This window comes from Sphingomonas sp. SKA58, assembly GCF_000153545.1.
GTDB classification, from domain to species: Bacteria; Pseudomonadota; Alphaproteobacteria; order Sphingomonadales; family Sphingomonadaceae; genus Sphingobium; species Sphingobium soli.
The window spans coordinates 348,076-369,857 of sequence record NZ_CH959306.1 but is presented as its reverse complement, the minus strand read 5'-3'; the positions used below and the strand labels follow the sequence as shown (position 1 = coordinate 369,857).

The 21,782-nt window shown below is 63.2% G+C and carries 16 protein-coding genes; 8 read left to right on the top strand and 8 right to left on the bottom strand.

Annotation, left to right across the window (positions count from 1 at the left end; genetic code table 11):
- Nucleotides 1-22: 22 nt before the first annotated feature.
- On the bottom strand, nucleotides 23-1,789 hold the full coding sequence (gene recJ / locus SKA58_RS02180; RefSeq protein ID WP_009820700.1) for a single-stranded-DNA-specific exonuclease RecJ: 1,767 nt from the start codon (nucleotides 1,787-1,789) through the stop codon (nucleotides 23-25).
- A gap of 140 nt (nucleotides 1,790-1,929) precedes the next feature.
- Here recJ and SKA58_RS02175 point away from each other — a divergent pair, with 140 nt between their 5' ends.
- Both SKA58_RS02175 and SKA58_RS02170 read left to right on the top strand, forming a co-directional pair.
- Entirely contained in the window at nucleotides 1,930-4,026 is a 2,097-nt protein-coding gene (locus tag SKA58_RS02175) for an autotransporter assembly complex protein TamA (protein WP_037542460.1), read from the top strand.
- Nucleotides 4,026-8,258: a translocation/assembly module TamB domain-containing protein gene (locus SKA58_RS02170; protein ID WP_009820698.1), complete on the top strand. Its 4,233-nt coding sequence runs from the start codon at nucleotides 4,026-4,028 to the stop codon at nucleotides 8,256-8,258. Before SKA58_RS02175 ends, SKA58_RS02170 begins: the two co-directional genes overlap by 1 nt.
- A gap of 33 nt (nucleotides 8,259-8,291) precedes the next feature.
- Here the strand turns inward: SKA58_RS02170 and SKA58_RS02165 are convergent, their stop codons facing one another.
- From SKA58_RS02165 to aspS, 5 genes are all read right to left on the bottom strand, one after another.
- Nucleotides 8,292-8,477, bottom strand: coding sequence for a hypothetical protein (locus SKA58_RS02165; protein WP_009820697.1), 186 nt, complete (start codon nucleotides 8,475-8,477; stop codon nucleotides 8,292-8,294).
- Nucleotides 8,478-8,545: 68 nt separating this feature from the next.
- Complete coding sequence (locus SKA58_RS02160; RefSeq protein WP_156784127.1) at nucleotides 8,546-9,874, bottom strand: methyl-accepting chemotaxis protein; 1,329 nt, start codon at nucleotides 9,872-9,874, stop codon at nucleotides 8,546-8,548.
- A gap of 87 nt (nucleotides 9,875-9,961) precedes the next feature.
- The gene (locus SKA58_RS02155) at nucleotides 9,962-10,747 is read right to left on the bottom strand and encodes a polyphosphate kinase 2 family protein (RefSeq protein WP_009820695.1); all 786 of its coding nucleotides are present in this window, start codon (nucleotides 10,745-10,747) and stop codon (nucleotides 9,962-9,964) included.
- 64 nt (nucleotides 10,748-10,811) lie between these two features.
- Nucleotides 10,812-11,864: a DUF5694 domain-containing protein gene (locus tag SKA58_RS02150; protein ID WP_009820694.1), complete on the bottom strand. Its 1,053-nt coding sequence runs from the start codon at nucleotides 11,862-11,864 to the stop codon at nucleotides 10,812-10,814.
- Nucleotides 11,865-12,000: 136 nt separating this feature from the next.
- The gene (gene aspS, locus SKA58_RS02145; protein WP_009820693.1) at nucleotides 12,001-13,785 is read right to left on the bottom strand and encodes an aspartate--tRNA ligase; all 1,785 of its coding nucleotides are present in this window, start codon (nucleotides 13,783-13,785) and stop codon (nucleotides 12,001-12,003) included.
- A 129-nt stretch (nucleotides 13,786-13,914) separates the two neighbouring features.
- Between aspS and rnd the strand changes: the two genes are divergently transcribed.
- From rnd to SKA58_RS02130, 3 genes are read left to right on the top strand one after another with little or no spacing between them, the layout of a single operon-like run.
- Complete coding sequence (gene rnd, locus SKA58_RS02140; RefSeq protein WP_037542458.1) at nucleotides 13,915-15,081, top strand: ribonuclease D; 1,167 nt, start codon at nucleotides 13,915-13,917, stop codon at nucleotides 15,079-15,081.
- 11 nt (nucleotides 15,082-15,092) lie between these two features.
- Entirely contained in the window at nucleotides 15,093-15,395 is a 303-nt protein-coding gene (locus SKA58_RS02135) for an I78 family peptidase inhibitor (RefSeq protein WP_037542019.1), read from the top strand.
- 25 nt (nucleotides 15,396-15,420) lie between these two features.
- On the top strand, nucleotides 15,421-15,810 hold the full coding sequence (locus SKA58_RS02130) for a DUF4440 domain-containing protein (protein ID WP_009820690.1): 390 nt from the start codon (nucleotides 15,421-15,423) through the stop codon (nucleotides 15,808-15,810).
- Between the two features lie 9 nt (nucleotides 15,811-15,819).
- Here the strand turns inward: SKA58_RS02130 and SKA58_RS02125 are convergent, their stop codons facing one another.
- Nucleotides 15,820-16,521, bottom strand: a complete 702-nt coding sequence (locus tag SKA58_RS02125) for a hypothetical protein (RefSeq protein WP_009820689.1) — start codon at nucleotides 16,519-16,521, stop codon at nucleotides 15,820-15,822.
- Between the two features lie 144 nt (nucleotides 16,522-16,665).
- Nucleotides 16,666-17,052, bottom strand: coding sequence for a PH domain-containing protein (locus tag SKA58_RS02120; protein ID WP_037542456.1), 387 nt, complete (start codon nucleotides 17,050-17,052; stop codon nucleotides 16,666-16,668).
- A 214-nt stretch (nucleotides 17,053-17,266) separates the two neighbouring features.
- Between SKA58_RS02120 and SKA58_RS02115 the strand changes: the two genes are divergently transcribed.
- The 3 genes from SKA58_RS02115 to SKA58_RS02105 all read left to right on the top strand — a co-directional run.
- Nucleotides 17,267-20,086: a TonB-dependent receptor gene (locus tag SKA58_RS02115; RefSeq protein ID WP_037542454.1), complete on the top strand. Its 2,820-nt coding sequence runs from the start codon at nucleotides 17,267-17,269 to the stop codon at nucleotides 20,084-20,086.
- Between the two features lie 119 nt (nucleotides 20,087-20,205).
- Nucleotides 20,206-20,604 carry a fluoride efflux transporter CrcB gene (crcB, locus tag SKA58_RS02110; RefSeq protein WP_009820686.1) on the top strand — a complete coding sequence of 133 codons (399 nt, stop codon included), beginning with the start codon at nucleotides 20,206-20,208 and terminating at the stop codon, nucleotides 20,602-20,604.
- Nucleotides 20,601-21,782 (top strand): RluA family pseudouridine synthase (locus tag SKA58_RS02105; protein WP_009820685.1); only part of this gene is annotated, 1,182 nt, incomplete at its 3' end. The genes crcB and SKA58_RS02105, both read left to right, overlap by 4 nt.

The following is a 21,782-nucleotide window of genomic DNA, read 5'->3' as shown; positions in this document are numbered from 1 at the left end:
GCCAAGAAAATTGCAAACTCGCTCAATCCGCCCAGGCTGCATCTTCCAGATGGAGTTCGGCGGCAGGACGGCTGCCCCAATCGTCAATCTTGGCCTTACCGGCCACCCAAAGCCGTCGATCACGCGGAGCAGCAAGGATCGCCTGCCCAAGGTCCGTTTCAGCGCGACGGAACGCGATCGTCTTGATGGACCTGCCGTCGTCCCCGGCCATGATCGCGCGCAGATGACCGTTGCCCACCACGTCCGCCTTGATGACGCGCATCGGGCCAGCCGCGATCAGCGGTGCGGGCCAACCCGCGCCATAGGGGCCGCCCTGGTCCAGCGCGGCAACAAAGTCCGGATTGACGCCGGTCGGCGCAAGCACGGCGTCAATCAGGAGCGCGCGGTCGTCCCGCGCCTTTGCCACCGCAGCGGACAGCCGTTCGTCCAGATAATCCGCCAGCGCGTCAATGCGGTCCGCAGCTACGGTCAGCCCCGCCGCCATCGCGTGCCCGCCGCCCGCGACCAACAGCCCGCTATCCTTCGCGGCCAGCACCGCCGCGCCCAGATCGACGCCCGAAATGGAACGGCCAGATCCCTTGCCAACGCCTGCGTCGTCCAGCGCAATGACGATCGCGGGTCGACCCGCCTTTTCCTTGATCCGTCCGGCAACGATACCGATGACGCCGGGATGCCAGCCGGCGCCCGCGATCACCGCCACCGCCCGGTTTCCCTGGGCGGCAAGCAGTGCTTCGGCCTGTTCCTGCACCGTCGATTCGATCGCGCGCCGCTCCTCATTATACTGGTCGAGTTGTGCCGCGATCCGCGCCGCTTCGGCAGGGTCTTCGGTTGTCAGCAGACGGACGCCAAGATCCGCCTGGCCGACCCGCCCGCCCGCATTGATGCGCGGGCCAAGCGCAAAGCCAAGATCATGGCATAGCGGCGCGCGCGTCAGGCGACTGGCGTCGATGAGCGCGGACAGGCCGATGTTGCGCCGCTTGCTCATCACCTTGAGCCCCTGCGCCACGAAAGCGCGATTGAGGCCTTTCAACTGCGCCACGTCGGCGACGGTGCCAAGCGCCACGATATCCAGCAGGTCGAGTATATTGGGCTTTTGACGGCTCGCGAACCAGCCTCTGGCGTCCAGGGTCTTCAGCAGCCGCGCGCCCAGCAGAAAGGCGACGCCAACGGCCGCCAGATGCCCGTGCAGGGCGGCTTCGGGATGTTCGTCCAGCCTGTTGGGGTTCACCAGCGCGAACGCCTCGGGCAGCTGGCTTGCGCATTTGTGATGGTCTACCACGACGACGTCGACGCCCGAGGCTTTGGCCATGGATAGCGCCTCGAACGCCTGCGCGCCGCAATCGACAGTAACGATCAGGCTTGCCCCCTCGCCCGCCAAGCGGACCAGCGCCTCACCGGATGGACCATAGCCTTCCATCAGCCGATCCGGGATATAGGGCCGCGCATGCAACCCCAGATCGCGCAGCAGCCGGATCAGCAAGGCCGCGCTTGTCGCGCCATCGACGTCATAGTCGCCGAAGATGCGCACATCTTCCTGGCGCTGTACGGCATCGGCCAGGCGTTCGGCCGCTACGTCCATGTCGCGAAACAAGCTGGGATCGGGCATGAAACCGCGGATGGTAGGATTGCGATGCGCGTCCAGCCCATCGCGCGTGCAACCGCGCGCCAGCAACAGTTGCGTGACCAGATCATCAGGGACGCAGGCCGGGTCGCGCGTGTCTGCCCCGGCGCCGCGCCAGCGCCAGGGCTGCCCGGAAAGCGAGCGCGAAATGTTAAGCGCGAATGTCATGAAAAAGCTCTAGCCGCCCGCAAGCCCCATGGAAAGTCGCTGGAATCATGTCGCAGGCGGAACCGTTGCAACCTGTCGGGCGTATTCAAGCATTGCCGGACGTCATAACGGGCGTGGCGCAAAAGGGGCGACGCACGACGATGACGAGACGACAGGCATTCCATGTCCAGCGCATGTTGAGCCTATTGCTGTTGACCGCATCCCCCTTGCCCTTGTTGGCGCAGACCACTTCCGCCTCTGAAACCGACGCCGAAGAACCCATTCTCCCTGATGCGCAATTTGAGGCGCGACTGCCCAAGATGGAAGGCAACGATCCCAACGCCCCCCTTCCATCCATCGACACCTGGATCGACCAGCAGATGCCGGCGCAGTCCGCTGCGCCCGCTGAACTGCCGGCTGCCGTCGATCCTGCAGAAGAACAGGAACTTGCACAGCCCCTGCCTCCGCTGGGTAGCGTAACCGTTCCCGCCAATGAAGCTAAGCAGGACGATCCGGATGCGGAACTGCCCGACGTCCGGTACGCCACCCGGGTCGAAGGTTTTGGCAAAACAGGGTTGGAAGATGAGTTTCGCGCGGAGTCGGCGCTGTTCGATGGCGATGGCAAGGCCGATACGGCTACGATGGTGCAGCAGCGCGCGAAGGCGGATCAGGAACTGGCGGTCCGCCTGCTCTATTCGCAGGGCTATTATGATGGAACCGCGCTCGCCAGCCTGGATCAGGGTGGCGACGGAACGTTGACGGCTGTCGTGTCCGTGACGCCGGGCAAGCGCTACAAGATCAGCGATATCGTCATCCATTCCCAGCCTACCGTGCCGCCGGGCCTGGTGCGCGAAAGCCTGCCCCTAAAAACCGGGGACTATATCATCGCCGCCAATGTTGAGGGGGCAGAGGCGAATGTTGCACTCAAGCTACCCGAAAATGGCTATCCCTTCGTCGAAGTTGGGCAGCGCGACATCCTGCTGGATCCCCAGACCGTCACAGGCGCCTACACCCTGCCGGTGGAAACCGGCCCGCGCGCCAGCTTCCGCAAGATCACGACCAGCGGCGAGGATCAGGCCTTTGGCGCGGACCATATGGAAGTGATCAAGCGCTATAAACCCGGCGAATTATATGACAGCCGCAAGGTGGATGACCTGCGCAAGGCGCTGGTGGCGACGGGCCTGTTTTCCAGCGTGGCGGTGGATCCGGTCCGCACCGGTGAAGCGGGTGCCGATGGCACGGAATATGTCGACTTGCATGTCGATCAAGATGCCGGCCCGCCGCGTACGCTGGCCGGCGAAGCGGGCTATGGCACGGGTCAGGGGTTCCGCGCCGAAGGCACATGGACGCATCGCAACCTTTTCCCACCTGAAGGCGCGCTGATCCTGGGGGCAATCGCGGGCACGCAGGAACAGGGCGCCTCGGCGACGTTCCGGCGATCCAATGCAGGCAAGCGGGACAAGACCTTCCAGACCGGCATCACGCTCAATCACCAGAATTACGACGCCTATGAAGCCTATACCGCCGGCATCAATATCGGCTGGGCGCGCCAATCCACACCGATTTTCCAGAAGCGCTGGACCTATAGCTATGGCGCGGAAATCCTGCTGACCAACGAACAGGTCGTCATCGACCCCGCAACGGCGGACAAGACGCGGCGCACGTATTTTATCGGCGGGCTGCCGTTGCAGATCGGCTATGACCGATCCAATGATCTGCTCAATCCCACCAAGGGTTTCCGCGCCAATCTGCGCGCTGAACCAGAAGGGTCGTTGCAAGGGAATTTCTCACCCTATCTGCGCGCCACGTTCGATCTGTCTGGCTATTATCCTGTGTCCGACAGCCTGGTCATCGCGGCGCGCACCCGACTGGGCACGATCAGCGGCGTCGATCGCGACGATGTTGCGCCATCGCGGCGGGTCTATGCGGGTGGCGGCGGATCGGTGCGCGGCTTTGGCTATCAGGAACTCGGCCCCAAGGATGTGAACAACGATCCGATCGGCGGTCGGTCAGTCAATGAATTCGCGGTCGAAGGGCGTTATCGCTTCGGCAATTACGGCGTCGTCGCCTTCGTCGATGCGGGCCAGGTCTATGAAAGCGCGATCCCCAAATTTTCCGACATGCGCTATGGCGTGGGCGTGGGCGGGCGCTTCTACACCAATTTCGGTCCCTTCCGCGCCGACATCGCCATGCCGATCAACCGGCAACCCGGTGAATCCAAATTCGCCATCTATATCGGCATTGGGCAGGCTTTCTGATGGCACAGGACGACACTCCTTCCAACGCTTCGTCAGCCGCTGACGCGCCTGCGGAGACCATTGTCGTGCGCGACAAGCGGCCACTGTGGCAAAAGATCGCCATCGGCGTCGTCGGGGTTCTGGTCGGGCTCGTCCTGTTGGTCGGCATATTGCTGCTTGGCCTCAACACCCAGCCCGGCAAGAAATTCCTCATCAAGCAGATTGCCGCCCTGCAGATGGAATCGGGGATGCAGATCGAGGTCGGGCGGATCGACGGATCGATCTACAGCGACATGGTCATCCATGACCTCATCCTGCGCGACCCTAAAGGCGTATTCGCCGTATCCCCGCGCGTCCATGTCGTGTGGAAGCCGTTCCGCTACCTCAACAACCATATCTCTGTCAGCCTGTTGGACACGCCTCTGGTCGTGCTGGCGCGAAGCCCGCAGTTCAAAGTCACCGAAAGCGACCCCAACGCCCCGATCCTGCCCGATCTGGACATCGACGTAGACAGGTTGAAGATCGCAAAATTCGTTCTCGCTAAGCCGGTCATAGGCCAAAAGCGTGAAATCGCGATCGATGCTGTGACGCATATCGCCGATGGCCGTGCTCAGCTGGAAGCGAGCGCGCTGGTTGATAGCGGCGACCGCTTGCAGGCAAAGCTCGACGCCGTGCCCGAACAGAATCGCCTGGCGATGAGCGGCACGCTGACCGCGCCCAAGGGCGGCGTCATCGCTGCGATGTCGGGACTGACCGATGGCATGACCGCCACACTGGACGGCAAGGGCAGTTGGGAGGCGTGGAACGGTCGCATCGTCGCAACGTCGCCCAAGGGGGAGCTGGCGAATATCGCCCTTGCCGCACGCGACGGCAATTTCACGGCCAAGGGGCCGCTGCGCCCCGGACTGGTCTTTGCCGGGACCGTCGATCGGCTGACTGCGCCCCAACTGAACGTCGATCTGTTTGCGGGACTGAATGAGCGTAAAGTCAATCTCAAGGGATCGGTGCGTTCGTCGGCCATGACCGCCGACATTCAGGGATTGGTCGATCTTGCCGAAAGCAAATTCGGTTCGTTGCGCGTCAACGCCGCCTTGCTGACCCCCGGAGCGATCATGGAGAAAGTCAGGGGTCGTGACGTGCGCGCATCGGTCATCCTCGATGGACCGATGGCGACGCCGTTCATCGACTATGACATCACCGCTAAAAATATCGCCTTCGACGCGACAGGCATCGAAAACCTCAAGGCCAGCGGCCGGGCGGTAATAGACGCCGATCGCATCCGCATTCCAGTGAACGCCACCGCCAGCCGCGTGACCGGCCTCAACGCAGCGGCAGGCGGCCTGCTCCAAAATTTGCGGGTAAAAGGCGACTTCGCCTATGCCGCAGGCAAGCTGATCAGCGACAATCTCAAGATCGACAGCGACAAGGTCGATGCAACAGCGATCATCCTGGCGGACCTTGACAACGCCATCTATCGCGGTGGCCTGAAAGGCCGCGTCAACGACTATCGGATCGATGGCGTTGGCATCGTCAATTTGAACACCGATGTCGAACTTGTGCCGGGGCCTAAGGGCGGATTTGGCCTTTCAGGCCGGTTCGGCGTACGCACGGCGCGCTGGGAAAATGCATCGGTCCGGGATTTTCTGGGTGGCAATGCCCTTGTGTCGGGACGGATCGGCATGACGCCGGAGGGCAAGTTCACGCTGGCCGGCCTCAAGGGCGCGGCCCCCAATTTCACGATCCAGTCGGGCTCCGGCAGCTATGACACCGACGGGCAGATCGCCTTCGACGCGGCTGCGTCGTCCAAACAATATGGTCCGCTGGCCCTGACTGTTCGTGGCACCGTCGATCGACCGCAGGCCGTATTGCGCGCAGCGCGACCCAATGTCGGTGTCCAGCTGACCGACGTGGTGGCCAAGGTGAACGGCGAAGCGGCTGGTTACCGGCTCGAGGCCACCGGCGGATCGCCCTATGGGCCCTTCTTCGCCAATGTCCTGATCCGCACGGCGCAGGGTCCGTTGACCATCGACGTCACTCGTGCGCGCTTTGCCGGGGTCGATATGAACGGCCGCATCCAGCAAAGCGCCGCCGGTCCGTTTACCGGGCAACTCGAGATGAATGGATCGGGCATCACCGGCGCCGTCCGGCTCGCAGCGGTCGGCAAGGTGCAAGGCGTGGACGTCAACGCCAACGCCTCCAACGCCAAATTGCCCGGTGAGGCAGACATCATCATCGGTCGCGCCATCGTCAACGCGTCGGTCCTTCTTGCCGACCAGCCGCAAATCCGCGCCGACGCGCAGATCGCCAATGCAGCCTACGGCAACTATGTCGTGCGCAAGGCTCGCGCCAAGCTCGATTATCAGGGCGGGCGGGGCAAGGCGCAACTGGTCGCCGATGGTTCCAGCGGGGTACCCTTCTCGGTCGCCGTCAATGCGGCGCTGCGCCCTGATCTTTATGCCGTCGCATTACAGGGGAAGGCCGCCAATATCGACTTCCGCCTCGCTCAGCCGGCGATCATTCGGTCCGAAACAGGCGGATATCGGCTGGAACCGGCCACGCTGGTCTTGCCCCAGGGCAAGGTCGATCTTGCCGGCCGGTTCGGCGGCACCACCGCGATGCAGGCGCGCTTCAAGGATTTCGACCTTGCCATCGCCAATATGGCAGCGCCTGGCCTGGGCATCAGTGGACGCGCCACCGGCACGCTGGACTATACGCAAACCGGCAACGCCTTCCCCACCGCGACCACCCGCCTTTCCATCAATGATTTTCGTCGGTCCAGCCTGACCGCCGTGTCGGACCCTGTATCGATGAATGTCGAGGGCAAGCTGTCGTCGGCAGGCGGCGACATGCGCGGTCTCATTCGCCGTGGCGGTACGACCCTTGGCCGCTTCATCGCCACCCTGGCCCCTCCGGGTGCCGGCGCGTCCTGGACCGAGCAGTTGCAAAATGCACCATTGGGTGGGGGCATCCGCTATTCGGGTCCGGCCGACGTGCTATTCTCCTTTGCTGGTCTGGCGGATCAGCAGCTGACTGGCGGTCTTGCCGTCGCGGCCGATTTCAATGGCCGCCTCAGCGATCCGCGCCTCAATGGCGTGGTGCGCGCCAACAGCCTGACGTACGAGAATGAGAGTTTCGGCACCCGGGTCACGCAAATGCGGCTCGACGGCCGCTTCACCAGCGATCATCTCGAAATCCGTGACTTTTCGGGCCGGGCCGGTGATGGAACAGTGCAGGCCACAGGCGATGTCGGACTGGCGGCGAACAGCGGCTTCCCGATCAATATCGCGGTCAAGCTCGACCGCGCGCGTCTGGCGCGCAGCGAGGCGATAACCAGTGTCGTGAGCGGAACGCTCAATATCACCAACAGCGCGGCCAATGGCGGTCTGATCAAGGGCGATCTGCGCCTGCCCGAAACACGCTATCGGGTCGCCTGGCAAGGCGGCACCGAAATCCGCCAGCTGACCGGCGTGCGGCGCAAGGGCGAAGGCACCGACCTGCTCGACAAACGCCTGGCCGATCGCAAGGCTGCCGCAGCGCCCAAACCGTGGAAGCTGGATATCCGCGTGCGCGCCGACAACGAAATATATGTGACCGGCATGGGCCTTGATTCCGAATGGAAGACGAACATGCGCGTCACGGGGACGGCGACAGACCCACGGGTCGTCGGCCAAGTCGAGGTGATCCGCGGTCGGTACAGCTTTTCGGGCCATCAGTTCGAGCTGGAACAGGGTTTGATCAGCTTCAATGGCCCGATGACGAACCCGACGCTGCAAATCACCGCCCAAACGCGGATTGATACGGTGACAGCGGGGATCCGTGTCACGGGGAGCGCGCAGCAGCCCGATATCAGCTTCATTTCCACACCCACGCTGCCACAGGATGAAATCCTGTCTCGGATCCTGTTTGGCGACAATGTCGCCAACCTGTCGGCCATGCAGGCGGTGCAGCTCGCGGCAGCCCTCAACGGATTGCGCGGTGGCAGCGGAGGGCTGAACCCGATGGGTAAATTGCAGGGCGCGACCGGACTCGACCGGATCGGCATCGTGGGGGGTGATGAGGCGACAGGTCGCGGCACCAGCCTGGCGGTTGGCCAGCATATTTCCAACAACATCTATGTGGAGGTCATCACCGACTCCAAGGGCTTTACCGCCACGCAATTGGAAATCGCGCTGTCCAAGACGCTGAGCCTCCTGTCGAAGACTGGCACCAATGCCGGATCTTCGGCGAACCTGCGCTATTCGAAGGATTATTGAGGAAGGGCCGGGAGCGCCGGCCCTTCCCTTTTCCTATTCGTGCGGTCGCAAGGCCTGGTTGAGACTGTCGATCACCGCGTCAATGGGTTCGGTCACGGTAACGCTGCGCCCCTCACCAAAGCGGATACGCGTGCCGTCGCTGACCTGAGTGACGAATGTGACCTGTGCGGGATTGACCGCGGTCTGCGTGCGATCCGTGCCGACGAACATGACGATCATGGCTTACCTCTCCTTTTATATGGGAGACGCAGAGTAGCGGGTTAGCAGGATCGCGCCAGAGGCCGCGATCAGGCCGCCCGGATCGCCGTGATAAACCCACCCGCCCGGTCCTCCAGACGATGCGCTTCCTGCGCCAGGCGGCCAGCCACGTCGCGCATCAGGCGGGCCGCCTGGGCGCGGCCTGTCGCATTGTCACTGATCTGCCGCGCGCCGGCGCGGATATGATCGCTCGACTGTCCAGCTTCGGCAACGCTCTCGGCTATCGTCAGACTGAACGCGCCCTGCCGGGCCACGGCATCGAACACGGCAGCCGAGAGACGATTTGCCCGCGTCATCGTTGCATCCATATGGGCGTGTCCGGCGGCAACCTCCCCGATTGCGCCGCGAAAATGGTCGATCCGGCCGGAAATCTCCGCCGCCGCATCGCGTGTTTGCGCAGCCAGGGATTGCACCTCTCTGGCGACGACCGCAAAGCCTTCCCCCGCAGCGCCCGCGCGGGCAGCCTCGATGCTGGCGTTGAGCGCCAGCATGCTGGTTGCCCGCGCGATATTATCGATCAGGGCGATGACCGCGCCGATATCGTCAGCCTCCTGCGCCAGCGCCTCGCTGCGCGCCGCTCCGGAACGGCTGCGGGCCACCGCTTCCTTTATCGCGTCGCCGGCATCCCGGACCTCGGCTTCCATCGTGGCGAACAGATTCCCCAGTTCCGAGCCGCCTGCGGCGATTCCCGCAAGCCGGTCGGCCGTCTGGAGCGCGGCTACCGCCATCGCCCCTGCATCCGCATCATCGAGCGCCGCACGCTCCGTCGCCTCACCGGCCAGGGTCGCCAATTGGTCCGCCATCACCACCAGGTCGGTGATCAATCGCTCGACATCGGCCCTGAAGTCGGCGCTTTCCTGCGCGATTTTCTCGATACGCTCGGTCCGGGCCGTAGCCACGCGCGCGTCCCGCTCCGCAGTCAGCCGCAACAACAGCGATCCACTGAGCACGCCGGCAAAAGCGCCAGCGTCGGTCACGATCAACCCTTCGCACCCGTCCCCCTGCGCAGCGTAGAGATCGACCAACGCCTCTATGCCCATCGCCCGATCCGCGATCGCGCAAGGCCGGACATGGTCATCCAAGCGACCGCCGAAGCTGGGATTGCGCAGCAGGGCGTGGCCAAAGGGATTGAAAAGGATCCGGCGCATGTCGCGCTCATAGATTGCGCCCAACGGCCTGCCGGCGCAGTCCAGCACCGGCAACAAACGCAGCCCGGAATCGCGCTGGAAATGATCCACAGCCTCACTAAGCGGGCAGTCGAGGCGAACAGCCGGCGCATGCGCGGTCAGATACAGGTCGGCCGGAGCCAAAGAGGCCGCCGAGGCAGGCGGTGCGAAGGGCAGCACGGTTGCGGTCATGGCCCGAACCATAGGGCCAAATCGTAAAGGCACCGTTAGGCCTACGTTACAATTATATGACAACCACTTGTTTTTTCATGTTTTTCTTTATCGCTTCGCACGGTAGCCAAATGCCTCCTCCGCAAGCTTCACCACCGCCGGATCCGCTTCCGGGAAGTGAAGCGGCACAAGCTTTTGGAGACGGTCAGCGACATAGGTGAGCGCCGCGATGCGTCCTGCCTTCCGATGATTATTGTCGATGACATGCCAAGGTGCATCTTTCCGGTCCGTCTTGCGAAACATGTCATGCATCGCGTCGAGATAATCGTCGCGCCGTGCTCGATTGCGATAATCGTCCGGTCCCGTTTTCCAGCGTTTCCAAGGGGTGTCGAGCCGCTGCGCCAGTTGTTCGTCCTGTGTTTCCTGCGTGATATGGACGAAGAGTTTCACGATATTGGTGCCGGCGTCGATCTGCTGCCGTTCGAAGGCGTTAATCTCCTCATAGGCGCGCTTCCAGTCGGCCTTGTCGCAATAGCCCTCGACCCGTTCCACCAGAACCCGGCCATACCAGCTACGATCGAAGATCGCGATGTTGCGGCCCGCGGGCAGGCGCGTCCAGAAGCGCCAAAGATAATGATGATCGCGCTCTTCCTGCGACGGCGCGGAAATGGGATGCACCTGATAATAGCGCGGATCCCAATCGGCCGTCATCCGCTTGATGATCCCGCCCTTTCCCGCCGCATCCCATCCTTCCAGCAGGATGACGCTGCGCCGATTATGGACGATATGCGCCACCTGGATCTTGGCCAGCCGTTCCTGGAGGGCTGCCAGATCGGCGTCATAATCGCCCTTGTATTTCTTGCCCTTTTCATAGTCGGGCAGGTCGATTGTCATGGGCGCGTCTCCTGCGTGTCCGTTTCCACGATTAGATCGCACGGCTGGCAGGAGAGCAAGGCCTTCAGCGCAGCGCAACGCGCGTATCGACCAGTCGAACGTCGTGCATCATGTTCAGATAGGCCTGAAGATAAAATTTGTGGGACGCCCCCACGATCACCAGCATGCGCTGCCCCGGCGCCGCCCCCAATATATCACGGATGTTCGCCGCCATGCGCAGATTCCGTGTTTCCCAATAACCAGCGTAGTTTCGCCCATATCGCTGCGGCGAGGGTTCGTTCAAGGCTGCTCCAAAATCGCTGTCATAGATAATGCGCGCCTGGTCGGGCGCGTTATAGTTTCGATAGAGCGTGAGAACCCCCTCGCCCAAACCTATGCCTTTAGACAATGTCGCGTCCGCCGCCTTGCGCCGGTTGGTGGCGGGATTGTCCCATGCCTTCATGAGCGCTTCGCCAGCGGCCTTTTCTTCCTCGGCATTGCGATAGGCGCGATCGGCGCTATGATCATCTATCTGGGCCAGCCGCTCAAGCCCCAGCCGCGCGGCGAGCGGCGCCGCGATCAAAAACTCCTCATTGTGCCGTCCCCGCAGCATTTCCAGTCGCGCGACCAATGTCGCGTCGAGGCCGTCGCCCGCATGGCGCTCGGACGGCGGCAGCCTCAACCATTGGACCAGCGCCGACCCCTGATCGGCCGATGCGAGAAACAGCGCGGCAAGATGCCGACGATCGCCGGCTGTGGGATTCGCCGGCCAGTTTGCCAGCAGACGATCGACGTGGGCCGTGGCAGCCAGAACGTCCAGCCCGGTCGCCTGCCGGGCTGGTGCCGCGTCCCAGCAATAATCCTTCACCGTGTCGGCATAACGCGAGGGGAAGCGGCGCAGCGCATCACATTGCAGTCCGGATAGGGATTCCACGGCAATTGCCTGCGGTTTCCATCCTGCCAGCCTGTCAAGCAGCGGATCGAGTTGCTTCGCCTCGAAACTCTCCGGCCAATTGGACAAATGTGGTGTACCCAACACCATCACCTCATTGGGTGGTCCGGCAACATCCTTGAGCGTGCCGGGATCGAAACCGGCGCCGGCCAGAAATGCGACAACCCATAAGGAGACCGGGGACATAAGGGACACTCCTGCTTGACCAAGCCGACCTTATCATAGTGTATTATTCAATCAATACAGCTTGACGCACATAGGGCAAAATGGCCCCCGTCGCGGGACGGGGGCCATTACTTGGTATCGGCTATCAACGGAGATATTATGCCTTGGCCTGCGGCTCCACCACGCGGACATGGAGTTCGCGCAACTGCTTGAATTCCACCGCGCTGGGCGCGCCCATCAGCAGGTCCTCGGCGCGCTGGTTCATCGGGAACAGCGTGATTTCGCGCAGATTTTGCGCGCCGCAGAGCAGCATCACGATGCGATCGACGCCGGCCGCCATGCCGCCATGGGGCGGCGCGCCATATTGGAAGGCGCGGTAGAGGCCGCCGAAGCGCTCCTCGACATCCGCCTTGCTGAGGCCCACCAGTTCGAACGCCTTGACCATAAGGTCAGGCGACTGGTTGCGGATCGAACCGGACGCAATTTCATAGCCGTTGCAGACCATGTCATACTGGAAGGCGTTGATCGTCAGAGGGTCCTGATTTTCCAGCGCGTCCAGGCCGCCCTGCGGCATGGAGAAGGGGTTGTGCGCGAAGTCGATCGACTTCGTGTCCTCATCATATTCATAGAACGGGAAGTCGACGATCCAGCAAAGCTCGAACCGGTCCTTGTCGATGAGGTCAAGCTGTTCGCCGACACGGATGCGGGCGAGACCGGCGAGCTTGGCTGCCTGCGCTTCCTTGCCGGCGGCGAAGAAGACGCCGTCATTGGGGCCAAGGCCGAGCGCTTCGATCAGCTTCGCCGTAGCTTCGGGCCCATGATTCTTGGCGATCGGGCCGCCGGGGACGCCATCCTTGATGTTGATATAGCCAAGGCCCGAATAGCCTTCGCCGCGCGCCCACACATTCATGTCGTCGAAGAATTTGCGGCTGCCAGCGCCCGCGCCAGGCGCGGGAATCGCGCGGATGCGCGCGCCGCCATCGACCAGCGAAGCAAAAATTCCGAAGCCCGAGCCAATGAAATGGTCGGTCACGTCCTGGATGATGATAGGGTTGCGCAGGTCGGGCTTGTCGCTGCCATATTTCAGCATCGCCTCGGCGTGCGGGATGCGCGGGAAGCTGCCGGCCGGGGTGACGGGCTTGCCGTCGGAGAAGGCTTCGAATACCTGCGCGATGACCGGCTCCATCGTGTTCCAGACGTCTTCCTGGGTGACGAAGCTCATTTCGAGGTCAAGCTGATAGAATTCGCCGGGCAGGCGGTCAGCGCGCGGATCTTCGTCGCGGAAGCAGGGCGCGATCTGGAAATAGCGGTCGAAGCCCGCGACCATCAGCAGCTGCTTATATTGCTGCGGCGCTTGCGGAAGGGCGTAGAATTTGCCCGGATGGATGCGGCTGGGCACCAGAAAGTCACGCGCGCCTTCCGGGCTGCTCGCGGTCAGGATCGGCGTCGAATATTCGGTAAAACCCGCGCCTTCCATGCGGCGGCGCATGTCGGAGATGATCTTCGTGCGCTTGACGATGTTGGCATGCAGCGTCTCACGCCGCAGGTCGAGGAAGCGATAGCGCAGGCGGATATCTTCGGGATAGTCCTGTTCGCCCGCGACTGGCAGCGGCAGGTCGGCAGCGGCAGACAGGACGGCCGCGTCCAGCGCTCGAATTTCGATCTCGCCGGTCGGCAGGTTGGGGTTCACCGCTTCCGTGGCGCGGGCGACGACCTTGCCGGTGACGGTGACGACGCTTTCGGCCCGCAGCCCCTCGATCACCTGAAAGACAGGGCCGTCCACTTCGGTCACGATCTGCACCATGCCATAATGATCGCGCAGGTCGATGAAGACCAGATCGCCATGATCGCGCTTCCGATGCACCCAGCCCGATACGCGGACCTCATTGCCGGCATCGGCGATGGTCAGGGCGCCGCAGGTGTGGGTGCGATAGGCGTGCATGGCGTTTTGATCTTTCAGAATCGTTTTACGGAAATGACAAATTGTTGCGGCCCGGCTATGGGCTTGCCTTGTCGACCTTTCGACCAGCCCGCCGGACGCGGGCCAGCCCATAATAAGATCGAAGACCATATGCAAATTCATCCGCTGATTACCGACAGCAAGACGCTTTCAGATTTTTGCGCCCGCATTGCGAATTCCCCCTATGTCGCCGTCGACACGGAATTCATGCGGGAAAATAGCTACTGGCCCGACCTCTGCCTGGTGCAGGTGGCCGATTCCCACGAGGCGGCGGCGATCGACCCCAAGGCGCCGGGCATCGACCTGACGCCGCTGCTCAACCTGCTCGTCGACAATGAGGACGTGCTCAAGGTCTTCCATGCCGGCGGCCAGGACATTGAAATCGTCCACAACCTGACCGGCAAGGCTCCCCATCCCATGTTCGACACCCAGATCGCGGCCATGGCGCTCGGCTTTGGCGAGCAGATCGGCTATGGCAATCTCGTCGATGCATGGCTGGGCGTTCAGCTCGACAAGGGGGCGCGCTTCACCGATTGGGCGCGGCGACCGCTCGACAAGCGGCAGATCGACTATGCGATCGGCGACGTCACTTATCTGATCAAAATCTTCCCAAAAATGCTGGAAGAGTTGAAGAAGACCGGGCGCGGCGACTGGCTGGACCAGGAAATGGAGCGGATCAGCAATCCGAGCAATTATGAGAATGATCCGGCGGATGCGTGGAAGCGCGTGCGCATCGCCAGCCGCAAGGCCGATGTGCTGGGCCGCCTCAAAGCGCTGGCCGCCTGGCGTGAGATGGAAGCGCAGGACAAGAATCTCCCGCGCGGTCGCATCGTGAAAGACGAGACGCTGGCCGATATCGCAAGCCATCCGCCGCGCGCCCAGGAGGATCTTGGCAAAGTGCGGGGCCTGTCCGCCACGTGGAAGACGAACGACATCGGCGCGCGGCTGATGAGCGCGATCAAGGCGTCCCCGCCACTGGACCGCGACGAAATGCCTGAACGCGATCCCAAGCGGCCGGGGCTGGGCAAGGACGGCGCGCTGGTCGCCGACCTGCTGAAACTGCTGCTCAAAATCCGGTCACGCGACATTGATGTGGCCGCGCGCCTGATCGCGCGCAGCGATGATATTGATGCGCTGGCGGCGGGCGCGCGCGAGGGTTTGTCGATCCTGGAAGGCTGGCGTTATGAACAATTTGGCCGCGACGCGGTTGACCTGGTCGAGGGGCGGCTCGCCTTTGCGGTCAAGGGCGGGCGGCTGAAAATGACGCGAACCGAATAGGAGACGAAGCGATGCGCTGGGCAATGACGGCATTATCTTTGGCCGGCCTGACCGGCTGTGCCGGTGCCAATGGCTCCGGCCCCCAAACGCCGCCGCCCGCGATGGCGGATGGCCCCTGCCGTGACGCAGGGCTGGACCGGTTCGTTGGACAGAAGGCAAGCGGCGAAGTCGGCGCGCAATTGCTAGCTGCATCGGGCGCAAAGACGCTGCGCTGGGGCGCTCCGGGCATGGCCATGACGATGGATTTCCGTCCTGACCGGCTAACCGTCAGCTATGATGAAGCAATGATGATCACCACCGTTCGCTGCGGATAAGCACTCGCGTGGCCAGCATCGTTCGATGACAGCCTCTGCCGATCTGGCCATTCGGATGGCCCGTGCCGCCTTCAACCGCGCTTTGGCCGAGGCGAATTTGAAGGCGATCGAGCCGTTGCTGGCACGCGACGTCGTGCTGGTCACGGGAACGGACAGCGCCGTGCTCATGGGCAAACGCGCGCAACTCGCCACCTGGAAGCGGGACTTCGCCGCATCGGACCGCTTGGTCTACACGCGCACGACCGAACGCGTCACAATTTCCGCGGTCGAGCCGATCGCGATGGAAGAAGGACGATGGTCCGGCGCATCCACCGAGGATGGGCGTATTCTGGCAGCTGGCAGCTATTGCGCGAAATGGCGCGAAATGTCGGGCTCTTGGCTGATCGAAGCGGAGATTTTCGTCACCCTGGCCTGACGCGCGCGATCACAGCTCAAGCCCGATCAGAGTTCCGCTGCCAATACGATCGACATGGCGCTTGCCGTCGATCTCCAGCCAGTCGGGTGTGACTTCCAGCCGCCGTCCGCGGATGGTCGTGCGCAAATGCTCTACCGCGATCCGGTTGCGCGCCACGATCCGCAGCACGCACAGGCCGTCCCCCCGTGCCGCCATGATCGAATAGCGATCGCCACGCAGCAGGAAATGCCAACTTCCATCCAGCGGCTTCCATTCATTGCCGTCGATCACCTGCATCGCATCGCCATCGGCATTGCCCAACCGCACGCTGATGCGGGTCGCGCCATTGGTGCGGCGTGGCGGCGCGAACATCAGGATCGGCTCCCCGTCCAGCGTGATCGGAATGGGCGTATCACGAAGCAGGCGCGATCCGCCCACGATCAATTGAGGAAGTTCCGCGGAAAATGGCAGGCGATCCCGTGCGAAATGGCGCTGCCGCACGACCGGGTTGGCATGAAAACTATGCACCTGCGTCGGCGTCAGCCGACCTTCCTCCACCAAACCATGGCAAGTGGGGCAGAACAGCGTCACGCCGGGACTGTCGGGCAGCCGCAGATAGCGATAGATGGTGACGCCGCACCGGACGCAGGCGAAGCCGCAGGCCTGGCGGACGGTCGCGCGTTCCTCGGCCGTCAGGTCCGGCAAGGACGGCATCACTCGCAAGCCCACCATGGCGACACCCCTTCATTGCCCTGCCCGCCCAAATGCGGCCAAGGGTTCCTGACATGGCGTCCTCACGGTTGGAGCTCTGCCGGCTCCATGATGCTGCTATCGTTGAAATATATGCGCCCAAGTCAAGGGGCTGCGTGAAATAGTCTATCGCTGGGGCAACAGGTCCACGTTTCGCGACGCGGCGATCGCCCTTATCCGGTCCGGGTTCGGCATGTTCTTGATCGCGATTTCAGCATAGTCGCCGGCGCTGAAAAGTTCGACATGGCCCACACCAAAGATGCGCTGCCCGAGCGTCTGGGTTATCCGCACCGACCGGATGCTCGACAGCGCGATTTCCGTCCGCTGCTTGGACAACAGGCCCTTTTCCATCAGTACTTCGCGATCCGACAGCGCCAGTCGCTCGCCCTTGTGCAACACCCACCAGATCGCGATGGCGAGGATGCCGATTATCGATATGAGGAGCAGCACGAACAGCACGGGATGTGCCCGGAACATCGCAGGATGCTCGTCATATAGCCAGGTGTCGCTCATGCCGCCTCCCGCGAATGTTCGGTGTTTCACCATGAGGCCTGGCAGTTCGTCAAGCGGCATGCTCACAGGCGCTTGCCTCATTTGGCGCTGTGCAAGCCTGTGTTCAGCCAAGCCATTACATTTTGCGACAAATTTGTCCGACATATGCCAGAATCTTGCGACAGATGTCGGCTAGATCGCCATGGAAGCTTCAATGATTTGTCCGGGGGTGTTCGTGCGTCGATCCGCATATCTGATCCTGTTGCCTTTGCTGACCGGCGCCGCGCCCGGCGCCCTGATAGCGCAGGAGGTCGATCAGCGGGCTGCCCCGCCGCAGGACGACGTGGACGAGGGCGAGGAAATCATCGTCACCGGGCAACCGGAACGGGGTGCGGTGATCGGCGATATCGAACCGGAGCAGAAATTGTCGTCCGCCGACGTAAGGGCGCTGGGCGTTACGTCGATCGCTGAACTTATCACCGAATTGGAGCCGCAGACCAACGGAACGCCGATCATCCTGCTGAACGGAAAGCGGATTTCCAGCTTTTCCGAGATCCGCGACATTCCGTCAGAGGCTGTCGCGCGGGTCGACATTTTGCCCGAGCAGGTTGCCCTCTCCTATGGCTATGCGCCGACGCAGAAGGTCGTCAATGTCGTCCTGCGCCAGCGTTTCCGATCCGAGAAGGCAGAGGTGCAACTGGGAACGACGACCGAGGGCGGCCGGGACAATGGCGAAGTCGAGGCCGGACTGCTGCGCATCCGGGGCGACAACCGCTTTTCGCTGGACCTGGAATATAGCCGCGCCGCTCGCCTACTGGAGAGCGAGCGGGATATCATCACCACGCCGGCCCGTCGCCCCTATGCGCTGGGTGGGAGTGTCACGGGGACCGTCGATGGGGGAGAGATCGACCCTGATTTGTCGGCGCTGGTCGGTCAGACCGTCTCCATCGCCACTGCTCCAGCCAATGCCGCCAATGGAGCGCCGTCGCTGACCGATTTCGTCGCGGGCGCGAACAACGCGTCTGTCACCGACCTGACCCCCTATCGCACGCTGAGCCCGGCGACTGAGAATTTTTCCGCCAATGCGACACTGGCGCGGGCACTGGGGGGCGTGTCGGCGACGATCAACGGGCGATTGGCGCTGTCGGAAAATGATTCGCTTCAGGGGCTGTCGACCACCGCGCTGGGCCTGGCCGCCGGGTCGCCCTTCTCACCCTTTGCGCAGGACGTGACCCTCTATCGCTATCTGGCCCAAGGCGGCGCGCTGGCGCAGCAGGTAAGGGGCACGACCGGCCATATCGGCGTAACACTCAACGGGCAGATCGGGCGCAAATGGCAATGGTCCTTCACCGGCAATGGAGACCTGTCGATCACCCGCACCCGGACTGATCGCGGCATTGATACCGATGCGATACAGACTGCGCTGGATGCCGGCGATCCTTCGGTCAATCCCTATGGCGATTTCGCTCCCGCGCTCATCGCCGCCCGGACCATCGACACGGCGCGCGCCAAAAGCCAGGCCGTAACCGGCGACCTGCTGGTGAGCGGGGCCTTGTTCCGCATGCCGGCCGGGGATGTCATGACATCCATCCGCCTGGGCGCGTCAGCAAATGGGTTTGAAAGCCGGTCGGTGCGATCGGGTATCGAGCGCAACACCGATTACAGCCGCGAAACCGGTAGCGGGCAAATCAGCGTCGACGTGCCGCTGACCAGTCGATCCAAAGGCATATTGGGCGGCGTCGGCGACATCGGAGTCAACCTGAACGTCGCGGCGCAACAGCTTTCGGACTTCGGCACCTTGTCCACTTTGGGCTATGGATTGCGCTGGCAACCGATAAGGGCGGTGCAGATCCTGGCATCCGCCAATCAGGACCGCGCCGCGCCCACTGGCGCGCAGATTACCGATCCGCTAATTTCCACGCCCAATGTGTCCGTGTTCGATTATGCCACAGGGCAAAGCGTGTTCGTGACGCAATTGTCGGGCGGCAACGGTGCGCTGAAAGAAAGCGTGCGCGATCAGTTTCGCCTGAGCGCACGCATAAAGCCGTTCGACAAGCCCAATCTGACGCTGACAGCGACCTATCTCAACAGCCGGACCAGCAACCCTATCGCCGCCTTTCCCACGCCCACGCCCGATTTGGAGGCCGCATTTCCGCAACGCTTCGTGCGCGACGAGGATGGCAGCCTGATCCAGGTGGACGCGCGGCCGATCAATTTCCTGCAATCGCGCAGCGAGCAGCTGCGGTGGGGCTTTGACCTGTCCGTGCCGTTGAAGTCGCATATCCAGAAGGTCATCGAGGCGTGGCGGGCCAACGGAGCACGGCCGGAGGATCGTCCGAAAGAGCTGGACGACATGCGCGCTGCCTATGGCGGCAGCCGGAGGCGGAGCGAAGGATCGCCGGGCGGCGAACGCCGAAACACCGACGGCGAAAGAGACAGGTCGAACGATAGTGCCGGAAACGGCGATGGGGGCCAAACGCGTGGCGATCGCGGCGGGCCGGGGCGGGGCTTTGGAGGCGGCGGACGCGGGCGCGGCGGCGGTCAGGGCGGCGGGCGGCTGAGCTTCAGCCTCTATCACACCTGGCATCTGGACGAGAGCATCCTGATCGCGCCTGGCGTGCCCGAGCTTGACCTGCTCAACGGCGACGCGACCGGATCATCGGGCGGGCAGCCCCGTCACGAGATCAAGGCGCGCGTGGGCTATTCCAACAACGGGATCGGCGCGCGGCTGGGGGTCGACTGGGAAAGCGGTACCCATGTCGATGGCGCGCTGGGCGGGAATTCACGGCTGGAGTTTGGCAGCCTGGCGACAGCGAACCTGCGCCTGTTCGCCAATCTGGGGCAGATGCCCGATCTGGTGAAATCCATGCCATTCCTAAAGGGATCGCGCATTTCGTTGCGGTTGGACAATGTCTTCAATCAGCGGCGCGAGGTGCGCGATGCGACAGGGATGACGCCGCTGCGTTATCAGCAGGATTATCTTGATCCGCTCGGGCGGACCATTTCGATCCAGTTCCGCAAACTGTTCACGCCGGCTTTTGGCGGCGGGCGATAGCGTGACGAGGGGTAGGATGGGGGTAGGATGGCATCCGCGGTCCCACCGTGCCCCATGGCTGGCGGAAATGGCCTGATTGCGTTCTTTCCCCTGTAGCCGATTCGCTATAGGGCGGGCCTATGACCAATATTTTTCTCGTGATGGGGGGCGGCGCGGTCGGCGCGGCACTGCGCTACCAGCTTGGCCGCCTGGCCGGGCATCTGACGCCGGGCGCGACTTGGCCCTGGGGCACCTTCGCCGCCAATCTGATCGGCGGCTTGGCCATGGGCCTGCTGGCCGGATGGCTGACGCGCGAAAGCGGTGCGACTGGGCCGCTTAATAGCGAATCGCTGCGCCTGCTGCTGGGCGTCGGCCTGCTGGGCGGTTTCACCACATTTTCCGCCTTCAGCCTGGAAACGATGCTGATGATAGACCGGGGCCAGGCACTCATGGCGATGGTATATGCCCTGGCATCGGTTGGCGGCGCGGTATGCGCGCTGGGGCTGGGCCTGATGCTGACGCGGAGCGCTGGCGCATGAAGGGGCGTCCTCCTGGCAAAAGCGGCCCGCCTTCGCGCGGCGGCAAGGGTAATGGAGGCCGCACGCCGGACCGCAAGCCAGCGGCTCGCGGCAAGGCGCCAGGGGCGCGCACGCGCGATGGCGACAAACCTGCCTTCAAGCCCCGCGCGCCGGCAGCGGCGAAATCGGGCGCCGCCCGCAGCGCACCGCCCAAGCCCGCCGTCGCCAAGTCCGTTGCTGCAAAGCCCAATCCCGCCAAGGGCGTATCGCTCGACGTACGGCAATATCGCGTGGCTGCGGACGATGATGGCATCCGGCTGGATCGCTGGTTCCAGCGGCATTTGCCCGATGTTGGCTTCAATCTGGTATCGCGCTGGTCGCGCACGGGGCAGTTGCGGGTCGATGGCGCGCGCGCCGCGCCGGGCGACCGCATCAGCGAAGGCCAGATGATCCGGGTGCCGCCGGCCGAACAGAAGCCCGACGCGGCCGACCGGCCCAAGCGCGCCCGCATCGTCGATCTGACACCCGACGAGATCAGCTACGCGCAGGACATGGTGATCCATCGCGATGCGCAAGCCATCGTCATCAACAAGCCGCCAGGCCTTGCGACGCAGGGCGGCACCAAGACGGACGAGCATGTCGACAAATTGCTCGACGCGCTGCTGTTCGACGCCGAATCCCGCCCGAAGCTGGTGCATCGGCTGGACAAGGACACGTCGGGCGCGCTGTTGCTGGCGCGCACCAGCCGCGCTGCCGCCCATTTCGCCAAGGCCTTTTCCAGCCGCACCGCGCGCAAGGTCTATTGGGCACTGGTGATGGGCGTACCCTCGATCGAGGATGGCATGATCGAATTGCCGATCGCCAAGCAACCGGGAACCGGCGGTGAGAAAATGCATGTCGATGAGGAGGAAGGGCTGCCCGCGCGGTCGCGCTATCGCGTGATCGAACGGGCGGGCAACCGCGCCGCCTGGATCGAGTTGCAACCCTATACTGGACGCACCCATCAGTTGCGCGTGCATATGGCGGCGATCGGCCACCCGATCGTGGGCGACGGCAAATATGGCGGCAAGGACGCCTTCCTGTCTGGCACGATCAGCCGTAAGATGCATCTGCATGCGCGACGCATCCGGGTCGATCATCCCGATGGCGGGCGCGTCGACATGACGGCGGAGCTGCCCACCCATTTCGCCAACAGCCTG

Coding starts and splice junctions, on each gene's coding strand:
- recJ (WP_009820700.1), bottom strand. CDS start 1,789: ATGACATTCGCGCTTAACATTTCGCGCTCGCTTTCCGGGCAGCCCTGG.
- SKA58_RS02175 (WP_037542460.1), top strand. CDS start 1,930: ATGACGAGACGACAGGCATTCCATGTCCAGCGCATGTTGAGCCTATTG.
- SKA58_RS02170 (WP_009820698.1), top strand. CDS start 4,026: ATGGCACAGGACGACACTCCTTCCAACGCTTCGTCAGCCGCTGACGCG.
- SKA58_RS02165 (WP_009820697.1), bottom strand. CDS start 8,477: ATGATCGTCATGTTCGTCGGCACGGATCGCACGCAGACCGCGGTCAAT.
- SKA58_RS02160 (WP_156784127.1), bottom strand. CDS start 9,874: ATGACCGCAACCGTGCTGCCCTTCGCACCGCCTGCCTCGGCGGCCTCT.
- SKA58_RS02155 (WP_009820695.1), bottom strand. CDS start 10,747: ATGACAATCGACCTGCCCGACTATGAAAAGGGCAAGAAATACAAGGGC.
- SKA58_RS02150 (WP_009820694.1), bottom strand. CDS start 11,864: ATGTCCCCGGTCTCCTTATGGGTTGTCGCATTTCTGGCCGGCGCCGGT.
- aspS (WP_009820693.1), bottom strand. CDS start 13,785: ATGCACGCCTATCGCACCCACACCTGCGGCGCCCTGACCATCGCCGAT.
- rnd (WP_037542458.1), top strand. CDS start 13,915: ATGCAAATTCATCCGCTGATTACCGACAGCAAGACGCTTTCAGATTTT.
- SKA58_RS02135 (WP_037542019.1), top strand. CDS start 15,093: ATGCGCTGGGCAATGACGGCATTATCTTTGGCCGGCCTGACCGGCTGT.
- SKA58_RS02130 (WP_009820690.1), top strand. CDS start 15,421: ATGACAGCCTCTGCCGATCTGGCCATTCGGATGGCCCGTGCCGCCTTC.
- SKA58_RS02125 (WP_009820689.1), bottom strand. CDS start 16,521: ATGGTGGGCTTGCGAGTGATGCCGTCCTTGCCGGACCTGACGGCCGAG.
- SKA58_RS02120 (WP_037542456.1), bottom strand. CDS start 17,052: ATGAGCGACACCTGGCTATATGACGAGCATCCTGCGATGTTCCGGGCA.
- crcB (WP_009820686.1), top strand. CDS start 20,206: ATGACCAATATTTTTCTCGTGATGGGGGGCGGCGCGGTCGGCGCGGCA.